General features: G+C 67.7%; 11 protein-coding genes. 6 read left to right on the forward strand and 5 right to left on the reverse strand.

The annotated features are described in order from the left end of the window. Both ACFVJS_RS22010 and ACFVJS_RS22015 read left to right on the forward strand, forming a co-directional pair. Positions 1 to 318, forward strand: a 318-nt coding sequence (locus ACFVJS_RS22010) for a winged helix-turn-helix domain-containing protein (RefSeq protein ID WP_378884900.1), incomplete at its 5' end; no start/stop codon positions are given. After that, complete coding sequence (locus tag ACFVJS_RS22015) at positions 315 to 1541, forward strand: sensor histidine kinase (protein ID WP_378884903.1); 1227 nt, start codon at positions 315 to 317, stop codon at positions 1539 to 1541. The genes ACFVJS_RS22010 and ACFVJS_RS22015, both read left to right, overlap by 4 nt. Here the strand turns inward: ACFVJS_RS22015 and ACFVJS_RS22020 are convergent. Then, positions 1538 to 3001, reverse strand: coding sequence for an MFS transporter (locus tag ACFVJS_RS22020; RefSeq protein WP_378884906.1), 1464 nt, complete (start codon positions 2999 to 3001; stop codon positions 1538 to 1540). The two genes, ACFVJS_RS22015 and ACFVJS_RS22020, sit on opposite strands and share 4 nt — an antisense overlap. A 101-nt stretch (positions 3002 to 3102) precedes the next feature. Between ACFVJS_RS22020 and ACFVJS_RS22025 the strand changes: the two genes are divergently transcribed. Together ACFVJS_RS22025 and ACFVJS_RS22030 are read left to right on the forward strand one after the other, a co-directional pair. Continuing rightward, positions 3103 to 4014: a helix-turn-helix transcriptional regulator gene (locus ACFVJS_RS22025; protein WP_378884908.1), complete on the forward strand. Its 912-nt coding sequence runs from the start codon at positions 3103 to 3105 to the stop codon at positions 4012 to 4014. Positions 4015 to 4126: 112 nt separating this feature from the next. After that, positions 4127 to 4768, forward strand: coding sequence for a LysE family translocator (locus ACFVJS_RS22030; protein ID WP_378884911.1), 642 nt, complete (start codon positions 4127 to 4129; stop codon positions 4766 to 4768). Positions 4769 to 4823: 55 nt separating this feature from the next. On the opposite strand, the gene soxR is transcribed toward ACFVJS_RS22030, so the two are convergent. Then, positions 4824 to 5294 (reverse strand): redox-sensitive transcriptional activator SoxR, encoded by a 471-nt coding sequence (gene soxR, locus ACFVJS_RS22035; protein ID WP_378884914.1) that lies wholly within the window; start codon positions 5292 to 5294, stop codon positions 4824 to 4826. Between the two features lie 37 nt (positions 5295 to 5331). Here soxR and ACFVJS_RS22040 point away from each other — a divergent pair, with 37 nt between their 5' ends. Next, the gene (locus tag ACFVJS_RS22040) at positions 5332 to 6750 is read left to right on the forward strand and encodes an MFS transporter (protein WP_378884917.1); all 1419 of its coding nucleotides are present in this window, start codon (positions 5332 to 5334) and stop codon (positions 6748 to 6750) included. 215 nt (positions 6751 to 6965) lie between these two features. Next, positions 6966 to 8261 carry a tyrosine-type recombinase/integrase gene (locus ACFVJS_RS22045; protein WP_378884920.1) on the forward strand — a complete coding sequence of 432 codons (1296 nt, stop codon included), beginning with the start codon at positions 6966 to 6968 and terminating at the stop codon, positions 8259 to 8261. A gap of 7 nt (positions 8262 to 8268) precedes the next feature. Here the strand turns inward: ACFVJS_RS22045 and ACFVJS_RS22050 are convergent, their stop codons facing one another. From ACFVJS_RS22050 to ACFVJS_RS22060, 3 genes are all read right to left on the reverse strand, one after another. Next, positions 8269 to 8544, reverse strand: a complete 276-nt coding sequence (locus ACFVJS_RS22050; RefSeq protein ID WP_378884922.1) for a helix-turn-helix domain-containing protein — start codon at positions 8542 to 8544, stop codon at positions 8269 to 8271. Between the two features lie 190 nt (positions 8545 to 8734). Then, positions 8735 to 9610, reverse strand: a complete 876-nt coding sequence (locus ACFVJS_RS22055) for a HEPN/Toprim-associated domain-containing protein (protein WP_378884925.1) — start codon at positions 9608 to 9610, stop codon at positions 8735 to 8737. A gap of 113 nt (positions 9611 to 9723) precedes the next feature. Next, positions 9724 to 10488: a hypothetical protein gene (locus ACFVJS_RS22060; RefSeq protein ID WP_378884927.1), complete on the reverse strand. Its 765-nt coding sequence runs from the start codon at positions 10486 to 10488 to the stop codon at positions 9724 to 9726. Positions 10489 to 10633: the final 145 nt, after the last annotated feature.

The following is a 10633-nucleotide window of genomic DNA, read 5'->3' on the forward strand; positions in this document are numbered from 1 at the left end:
GCCCTCGGGCGGCGCTCGCGCCAGGCGGTGCCGCCGGTGCTGCGCCACGGAGACCTGACCCTGGATCCCAGCCGCCGGGAGGTGTTCCGCGGCGGCCGCTACATCCCGCTCGCACGCAAGGAGTTCGGCGTCCTGGCCGAGCTGATGATGGCCGATGGCGCGCCGGTCTCCGCCGAGCATCTGCTGGAGAAGGTGTGGGACGAGTACGCCGACCCGTTCACCAACGCCGTGCGGGTCACCCTGCACAAGCTGCGCCGCAAGCTCGGGGACCCGCCGTTGGTGGAGACCGTCACGGGGGTGGGGTACCGCCTCCGATGAGGATCCTGCCCAACCGACTGAGCCTGCGAGCCCGGCTCACCCTCACCTACTCAGGTCTCTTCGTGCTCGCCGGCGGGTTGCTGCTGGCGGTGACCTACGGCCTCTTCGTCAACCAGCTCGGCTCCGGAAGCTCGGTGATCCTGAGGGGAACCCGGCTGACGGATCCCGGTGCCGAGGACGGAGACGCGATCCAGCGCCTGCTCGACTCCAGCTATGTGGAGACCCAGAACGGCGATGTCCTCACCGGGCCGCAGGCGCGGGAGTGGATGCTCGCCCAGCGCGAAGCGCTGCAGAGCGCGGCCGCGGAGTCGCTGCTGATCCAGGGCGCGATCGCGCTGGTGGTCGTGCTGGGCATCGCCGGCGTGCTCGGGTGGTTCATCTCGGGCCGGGTGCTGGCCCCGCTCCACACGGTCACCGCCACCGCCCACCGGATCTCCGCGGCCCCCGCCGCCGCCGACATGGGCCTGCGAGAGCGGATCGAGCTGGAAGGACCTGACGACGAGGTCAAGGAGCTGGCCGACGCGTTCGACGCCATGGTCGGCCGGCTGGACCGGTCCTTCGCCGGCCAGCGCCGGTTCGTGGCCAACGCGTCCCACGAGCTGCGTACGCCGCTCACGGTCGGTCGCGCGATGGTCGAGCTGGCGATGCACCGGCCGGACGCCTCGGAGGACCTGCGGACGCTCGGTGGCGATCTGCTGGCCCTCAACGCCCGCCACGAGGCGCTCATCTCCGGCCTGCTCGACCTCGCCGGCGCCGAGAACGAGCCGATCGACCGCCAGCCCCTCGATCTCGCCGACATCGTCGAGCACGTCGCCGACCTCAGCGCTCCGGAAGCCGCGGCGGCGGGCGTGGAGGTCCGCCTGGATGCCGTCGAGACACCCACCTCCGGCGACGCCATCCTGCTCGAGCGCCTGGTCGCCAACCTGGTGGAGAACGGCATCCGTCACAACGTCTCCGGCGGGTGGGTGGAGGCACGGTGCCTGGGTGTCGACGGCCACGCCGAGGTCGTCGTCACCAACACGGGTCCCGAGGTCGCGACGTACCAGGTCGCGGAGCTGTTCCAGCCGTTCCGCCGCCTCGACCACGACCGCGTCGCCGTGGACCGCGGCGTGGGGCTCGGCCTCTCGATCGTCGAGGCCATCGCGCGAGCCCACGACGGCTCGGTCACCGCCCAGCCACGAGCTGGCGGCGGACTGGTCGTGCACGTGCGCCTACCGGGCTAGCGGTCCTGGCCGGAGGTCGACGGCCGGTTGCTGTCCGAGGTGACTCGGCACCGGCGTGTCGATGAACGGGTGACCGACGCCGCCAGGTATGCGAAGGAGATGGCCAGGAGTGCCTGGATCGCGATGACGATGGTGACGCCGCTGGCGCCGTTGGTCGTGCCGAGACCGCCCAGGAGGGCGACGCCGAGGGTGAGTCCCAGCTGCATCGCGGCGGCGACGATCCCGCCGGCCAGACCGGCGGCCCAGGTCGGGGTTCCGGCGACGATGGCGCCGACCAGCGGGCCGTACATGACGGCTTGGGCGATGCCGAGCAGAACCAGCAGCGGCTGCAGGGCCCAGGGGTCGGCGTTGCCGGTGCCGATCATGATGGCGATGGCGACGAGCACGCCGGCCTGTGCGACGCCGGCGAGGGTCATGGTCGACGACCCGAGGATGCGGGCGATACGGGGCACGGCGATCGAGGTCACCAGGAACGACAGGCCGAAGGGGAGGACCAGCAGAGCGGCCCCCGGGGCGGTGAGGCCGAGGTCGTGCTGGGCGAAGCCGGAGAAGGTGAAGAGGAACGCGCCGTAGCTGATCGAGAACACCAGGACCATGACCGCCCCGCGGCTCATCGCGGGGGAGCGCATCAGGCTGGGCGGGATCGACGGCAACCGGCCCTGGGCCTCGGCCCGGTGCTGCAGCCCCCAGAACAGCGCTCCACATCCCAGGCCGACGGCGAGCGCGGCGACCGACCAGAGCGGCCAGCCCAGCGCCGGCCCCAGGGTCAGCGGGAAGATCACCAGCAGGAGGCCGGCTCCGATCGTGATGCCCCCGGTGACGTCGAGGTCCAGCGGGGCCTCGCTGTGCGAGGGCGGCACCGACCTGAGCAGGCTCAACGTGACGAGTGCGACGCCGGCGATGACGAGCTGTGCGACCCGCCACGCAAGGTGAGTGTCCAAGACGGCGCCCGTCGCCCCGGCGGTCAGCTGGCCGACGATCGTGCTGAGCGCGCCGACGACGGCGAATCCGGCTACGCCGAACGTACGCAGCCTCGGGCTCGCCGTCGCGTGGATGGTCGCCAGGATCTGTGGCATGACCAGCCCGGCCCCGAGGCCGAGGAGGCACCGGAGCACGATGAGAACGCCCGTGCTGGGAGCGATCGTGGACGCCGCGCAGACCACGGCGAACCCGGCCAGCCCGGAGCCCAGTACGCGGCGGCGCCCGAAACGATCACCCAGCCGGCCGGCGATGACGAGCGAGGCGGTGAACGTGGCGGTGTAGCCCGAGAGCACGAGCTGCTGCTCCGCGGGCGAGGCCTGCAGGTCGCTGCCGATCGCCGGAGCGAGCAGGTTCATCGCGCCGAAGGTCATGTTGACCGGGAGGAACGAGGCGAGGAGGACGATCAGTCCCCACATCGTGAGCGGCGCGCCGAGGTTCACCCGGTCGACGCCAGGAGCGGGAGATGTCACTGAGGTCATGAGCCGACTCTGCGGCGCCGTCGATGGTGGTACCAGGAGCGCATCGATACTGGTACTGGCACCACCTGGCACCGCGACGGCGTAGGACGCAAGATGGGAGCATGTCTGCACAACCGGACCGGGACCGACGGCTTGGTGACTTCCTCCGCGACCGTCGAGGACGCCTCACCCCCGCCGAGGTCGGCCTGCCCTCGTCGGGTCGGCGACGTACGCCTGGGCTGCGCCGTGAGGAGGTCGCCCAGCTCGCCGGCGTCGGAGTGACCTGGTACACCTGGCTCGAGCAGGGGAGGGCCCGCAACGTCTCCGACCAGGTTCTCGACGCCGTCGCGCGGGTGCTCCGGCTGGATCCGGTCGAGCATCGCCACCTGCGTGCACTCGCGGGCCGCCCGCTGACGCCTGCGCCGCAGGCTCCCTTCGAGGTACGCCCGGAGCACGGCATGCTGCTGGAGCGTCTGCTGCCCTATCCGGCTGTCCTGCAGACCGCGACCTTCGACCTGCCCGCGGCCAACCGCACCTACCGCTACCTCTTCGACGACCTCGACGCTCTCCCGGAGGAGGAGCGCAACTGCGTGTGGCTGTTCTTCACCCATCCGGCCTGGCGCAGCTCCGTCGTAGAGGACGAAGTGGTGCTCGGCGACCTCGTCGCTCGCATCCGCGGACGCGAGCCGGAGATGCGCGACGACCAGCGGTGGTGTGACGTGGTGGCCAGGTTGCGCGCGCGCTCACCGGAGTTCGTACGTCTCTGGCAGGAGTACCGCGTCGCCGGCGAGCGCACCCAGCACCGCCGCTACCTCTCGCCCACAGCAGGTCCGCTGAACATCGTCTTCCAAGGCATGTGGCTCGACGACTCCCGACGCACTCGGCTCATCGTCCTCATGCCCGGTGACCCGGAGACCAAGACCCGCCTCGAGCGTCTCGACGCCTTGCACGGCAGTGCTCCCGCCTGGACGTCGCCGGGTCGTCCCGACGTACTCGACGCGGCGCCGAGCGACCAGGTCCGCACCCACCCGTGAGGCGACCCCGAGCGCGCCCGCCGCGCGCGGCTCGAAGGTGGATGCTCGGTCAGACGATGTCGCCGGAGGGAAATCTGTGGCTCAGCAGGGCGCCACGGATTAGGTTCGGTGCGTGCCCACCGTCGAAGCCCTTCTCGCGTTCACGCTCGCCTCGCTGATCCTGATCGCCATCCCGGGGCCGAGCGTGCTGTTCGTCATCGGCCGGTCGCTGTCCCTGGGACGCCGGGGCGGGTTGTGGAGCGTGCTCGGCAACGAGCTCGGCGGTCTGATCCCGATCACCGCCGTCGCATTGGGCGTCGGCTCACTCGTGGCCGAGTCCGTCGCGCTGTTCACGGTGGTCAAAGTCCTCGGTGCGTCCTATCTGGCCTGGCTGGGCGTGCAGGCGATCCGGCACCGAAGGGACGGGCTGGGCGACGCGACCGAGATCGCCCCGCGCGAGGTGTCGTCAGCGACGGTGCTGAGGCAGGGATTCATCGTCGGCGCGACCAACCCCAAGACGATCGTGTTCTTCGTGGCCGCGCTCCCGCAGTTCGTCGACTTCCACGCCGGCGCGGTGCCGCTGCAGATGATGGTGCTCGGGCTGGTCTTCACGGCCATCGCCTTCGCCTGCGACGCGGTGTGGGCACTCGTTGCGGGTTCGGCACGCGCCTGGTTCGAACGTTCGCCGCGGCGCCTGGCCACCGTCCGCGGCGCCGGTGGCGGCATGATGATCGGGCTCGGCGGCACACTGCTCCTCGCCGACAACAAGAGCTGATTCGTACGCATCTCCGAGTCCTTCACAAAGAGCCGGTGACCGGCCTACGGTCGCCTCACTTCGGATCGTCGGTCCACCCGAGCCTCAGCGGCCCGGTGCCGGCAGCGCCCAGGACATCGCCCGGGTTCAGCACCGTGCAGGTGCTCAGCGAGAGGCAGCCGCAACCGAGGCAGCCCGTCAGCTCGGACTCGAGCTGCTCGATCTCCCGGCGCCGGGCTTCCAAGCGGGCATGCCACAGGCGAGCGATACGAGCCCAGTCGCGCCGGCTCGGCATCCGGTCGCTGGGTAGTGCCTCGAAGAGCTCGGCGACCTCCTCGAGCGGAATCCCGAAGCGACGTGCAGCGAGCACGATGCTCAGACGGCGAAGGGTGTGCCGAGGATAGCGCCGCTGGTTGCCGGCAGTCCGTACGGACGTCAGCAGGCCCTGCTTGTCGTAGAAGCGCACGGCGCTGGTCGCGATCCCTGCACGCGCGGCGAGCTCGCCGATGGTGAGCAGTGTCGTCGGTCTCAGATGCTCATCAGCCATTTGACTTGAAGTTTAGTTCAACTTCTAGCGTCGCCGCATGACATCTGATCCTCAGACAGACCCTGGCGTTCGCAACGACGGGGAACGGTCCGGCTGGGCGTCGCTGGCGCACCGGGACACCATCGGCATCGTCACCGTGCTCGCGGGCGGCGTTGCCTTGTACGCCATGAACCTCTACTTCACCGCGGCGTTGATGCCGTCGGTCGTCGAGGCGATCGGGGGCCGGCGCTACTACGCCTGGGCGGCGACGGGCTATCTCATCGTTGCCGTAGTCGCGACCATGCTGGTGAGCCGCTCACTCGACCGGTTCGGCGCGCGTCGCTCGTACGTGGTCGCTTTCGCCCTGTTCGGAGTCGGCACGCTCGTCAGCTCCCTGAGCCCCTCGATGCTGGTCTTCGTGGGCGGGCGTGCGCTCCAAGGTGCTGGTGCTGGTCTGCTGATCGGCCTGGGATTCGCGGTCATCCGCTCGACTCTTCCTCCCGGCGCGTGGTCCCACGCGGCCAGCCTCGTGTCCGCGATGTTCGCGGTCGGTGCACTGCTGGGGCCGGCGCTCGGGGGAACCTTCGCCGAGGTCGGCGCGTGGCGCGGCGCCTTCGCGGTGCTGGCGGGAGTCTCTGTACTGCTGGGAGTCCTCGCTGGGCGCGTTCTCGTCGACCAGCCGACGCCCGCTGGGGCGGTGCAACAGCCACTCCCCGTGGCGCCGATCGGATGCCTGGGGGTCGCGGCGGGCCTGCTCAGCCTCAGCGTCACCACCTCGGGGCCGGCGGCTGTCGCCCTTGTCGCCAGCGGTCTGGCTGCGATCGTCGCGTTCCTGATCGTCGACGCCCGTGCCGTCGCCGGGGTGCTGCCCCGGTTGGCGTACGCCCGTGGCAGTCGGCTCAAGTGGGTGTACCTGACCGTCGCCGCACTGAGCGCCGGCGTGATGACGGAGAACTTCGTCCCGTTGTTCGGCCAACAGCTCGCGTCCCTCACCCCTCTGTGGGCCGGCTTCCTCGGCGCAGTCCTGTCGGTCGGGTGGACGGTGGCCCAGATGGTGAGCGCTGGGACCAGCGAAGCCGCAGTGAGGCAGCTGATCCGAATCTCGCCCTGGGTGGTGACGGCTTCGCTCGTCGCCTACGGCCTCACCCAGCAACAGGACGCCACGACGGCGACCGTCCTGCTCTGGGCTGCGCTGCTGTTTCTCGCCGGTGTCGGCATCGGCATCGCCTTCCCGCACCTCTCGGTCGCTGCGATGCGCAGCGCTCCGGACGGTGCCGAGGGCGCCAAGGCCGCCGCGGCGATCAGCACCACCCAGCTCATCGCCTACACCCTGAGCTCGGCGCTGGCGGGCAACCTCCTCGCCGCCGGTGAAGACGAGGTCTCTGCTGCGCGGCTGGTGGTGCTCGGCCTGGCGGCATGCGTGGCGGTCGGCATCGTCACGGCAACACGTGACGGCCGTCCGGCTCAGGCCGACTGAGTGCGGATGAAATGCGAGAAACCCCAGGTCTCCCTGGGGTTTCTCTCTGTGCGCGAGGGGGGACTTGAACCGGTCTAAACCCCGAGGTCAGATGGTCCATCTTGCATTCTGAGCGTGAATCGTAGGGCGGTAGAACACCGTTACACCCCGTTGCGTACGGGGATCTGCCCGATGGTCGGGCACAGACCTGCACCTATTTGGTGGAGGTGTCTGACATGGCATGGATCGAAACGCGGAAGCGCAGCGCGGGAGGAGTCTCGGCGTACGTCGCCTGGAGGCTCGGCGGCGGTAGTGGGGACCGGCAGACCGAGACGTTCAGTGCGGGGAGCGATGAGCAGAACGTGGCTCGCGCCGAGGGTTTCAAGAAGATGGTCGAGGCGGCGGGAGAGCGTTGGCCGGACGGCTGGGTGAAGGGCGAGGGGTTCGTACGTCCAGGCGGTGGTGATCCACTCGAGGAACCACCGACGTTCCCAGTGATGGGGGAGGAGTACGTACGGCAGATCGTCGACATAACGCCGGGGCAGCGCAAGAAGTACCTGTCGCAGGTCCGGACCTTAGGGAGGACCGAGATCCGCGGGGCTTCCCCGTTCGCGCGGTCGGTGGCCACGATCGGGGAACAGGACATCAAGGCGTGGCTGATCGACTGGGACCGTGCACTGAAGACGAAGGCCAACTACCACGGCTTGATGTACGGGATCTTCAACTACGCAGTAGAGCAGGGCTTCCTTACGACCAATCCGTGTGCTCGCACGGCGCCCAAGCGCCGACGCGTCAAGCAGTCCCAGGCGGAGTTACGGTTCCTGTCGGAGGATGAGTTCGCAGCTGTGGTGGCTAAGGCCGATGGCTACTCGTACGCCGCCGCTGACCTGATCCGGCTCACCGCCGGGACTGGCCTTCGCTTCGGCGAGGTCACCGCGCTCTGGGTCAGTGACATCGACTTGCGCAACCGGACGATCCGGGTGAACAAGGCGTGGAAGCGCGTGGGGGAGAACGGTGAGACCGAGGTCCCATCGTGGCTGAAGAAGCAGATCCGCGACAAGCACACGATGCGTGAGCACTACCTCGGTAACCCCAAGACGCCGAAGTCGAGGCGTACGGTCTCGATCTCGTCGTGCATGGCGAGGATCCTGGAGAAGCTGATCGAGGGCAAGGCCGCGAACGACTTCGTGTTCGTCTCGCCAACTGGCCGGCCGGTGCACAACTCGGACTTCTACACCCGGGCCTGGCGTCCGCTGATGGATGAGTTGATCGAGGACGGGATCGCCTCGTTCCGGTTCCACGACCTGCGGCACACGCACGTGTCGTGGCTCATCGCCGGCGGCGCCCCGCTGCCGCACATCCAGGCACGGCTGGGACACGAGTCGATCACCACCACGATCGACACCTACGGCCACCTGCTGCCTGCCGGCGACGAGCTGATCTCTGACATCGTCGACGCCGTGATGAACGGGGAGCAGATCCGGCCGCCACTTCACCTGCTGCGTGGGGGTGTCGATGCTGCGGTCGCCTGAGTGACGGTCAGAGACGCGAACGGCCCGACGTTCTGGGGCTGAGGTGCAGGACGTTCGTGTCGCTGGGCGCTGTCAGGGGCTGCTCACAGGCGGTGATGAACTCGTTGAGGTGCTCGAGGCGGAACCTGACGTGCTTTCCGATTCTGCTGCATCGGATCCGGCGCTGGCGCACTGCGTCGGCAACCCAGCGCTGGGGCACGTTCAGGTACGTCGCTGCCTCTTCGATACTGAGTAGGTGGATCGTGGCAGCTTGTGCCGGGGCCTGTGCGGGTTGGGTGGCCATGCTCGACTCCTTGGAAGCGATCGATGTGCCTTCGCGTTCAAGGTGCCCTGCACCCACCGCGCCTGGGCAGTGCGGGCAACCCATGGTGGTGTGGGCCATCCAGGTAGGACACGGGCCTAGTTGCGGCACACCGGCCCAGAATGACGCAGCGCTGCGCCAGCTTGCGCGAAATCGCCGCGGACCCTGCGAGCTAGGCCAGGCCAAGGCCAGGAGCCGGAAGGTTCCGGACGGTATCGAGGAGGAGCTCGGTGCTTTCTCGAAGCTCGTCGTCGGTGAGGACGTTGTGGGTGTTCTCGGGGTGATGAATCTTGTGGCGCACCGCGACGGGGAGCGTAAGGGTCTCCTGGGTCGGAACGCCCCCGGAGGACAACCGCAAATACGGCGTGGCCCTCGGGAGCCCTTGGGCATGAAGCCACTTGTCGAACGCATTGACACGGTCAAGGCCGACGTGATCCTGGATCCGGCCGAACAGCAGGGTGTGATTGTTGATGTAGGTCAGTCGGTCGATGTCCTTGAGGTCCTCGAGCGCGACCCATCCACTGTCGATGAGGTCCTGGGTCTGCCACCTCAAAGGAAGCTGCAGATTGTCCGGCCGGTCGCAGAGTGCGCGAAGGGTGATCGCGAAGTCCAGGCCGTAGATGAAGTCTTCGAGCCCGTAGATCTCGTCGTCGCTCGATGCGAGCCGAGCGATGACGAAGTCTCTGAAGTCCCAGATGTAAGGCTTCAAGTCGTCAGAGGTCAGCCTCGCGAACTCGATGCCAGTTATCGTGTCGTGAAACTCGTCATAGGTGATCTTCAGGTCGTCATCGGTGCGTTGCCAACGGTTCAGGTAGGTCTCGAACTTCGCTCTGGACTCCGCGGCTGAGTATCCGAGGTGGCACAAGCGAAACCTGACGTCCGCCAGCGATGCTTCGTACCCAGGCTGGAGCCTGAATCCACTTACGTACTCGGTCGGCACGTTCGCTTCGCTTCCGGGCGGAAACAGCCAGTAATGGCCCTTCCAGTACCGATTCTTGCCGTAGTCGATGTTGATGTCATTGAGACTCAGCATGATCTCCGTACCCACGGAACGATCATGGCAGCCTGCACCGGTCCGACACGACAGTGTTTCGCGGCCAGCGGCGCGCGAACGTCTCACGAGCACTGGCAGAACCGTGGCGACAACGACGCGGACTGAAGTCACATGCCGAGCTGCACGTGCTCCGAGCTAACTGGCTCGGACTTCAGCACTTCGCCTGAGGCAAGGCCCACCTCGAAGTAGAACTCGGTGAAGCGTTGCCCATCGGCATCTGCCAGCCACGCCACAGTGAACGCCTCGAAGGGGACGACCCAGTGAGTCGAGTCTCCAATCTCAAGTGGCGCCGGTAGACGCGGGTTGCGCCCAGGGAACTCATCCGTGCCGGCTGCTCGCATCTCCTTCGGCGGGTCACCCTCAAACCTGTAGCAGAGCATCACGTACTCAACCCTCGCCCGCAGAGCGCCGGCGTTCCTGATCTTGACCATCGCCACGTTCTGTGGATCGGCCCGGTGCAGCGGATCGATCAGGCTGAACTCACCCATCGCTCCGAACGGTGCGTGTGGAAGGTCGGCTCCGATCAGGATGCCGTGATAGACCTCGAGCAAGATGTCCCGCTGCGGACGCACCTCAGCCACCGCGGCTGCGAGCAACCTCTTAAGGTCGCCCTCGGTGATCTTGTCCAAGCCGCCGTCGTCTACAGCCCGAGCCTCCCGTTCGCGTTCTTCCTTCCAACTGTGCAACACATCCGGCGGGTAGTCATCGCGACGACGGTCGTCGACGAGATCATGATGGGGACTGCATAGAAGGATGAGATTGGCGAACGCTGCTCTCTCTGCGTCCGTCATGTGCGGGTCGTAGCGCGCAGACTTCTTGTTGGCACCGCGAATGTGTGCAATTTCGGCGTTGTTGTAAGCCTCGCCGTCCATGAAGATGATCGTCTTCCGCTGACAGTCCGGGAAGTAGCACGTTCCCTTTCCCGGCTCTTCCTACCTGAGGTGGGGGTGAGCTCGGTCGCCGCGTTGGGCGGCGTGGTGGCACTTGGGTAGGCGTCGAGGCCTCCAAGATCGGTAG

This window comes from Nocardioides sp. NPDC057772, from assembly GCF_042798075.1.
Lineage (GTDB): Bacteria > Actinomycetota > Actinomycetes > Propionibacteriales > Nocardioidaceae > Nocardioides.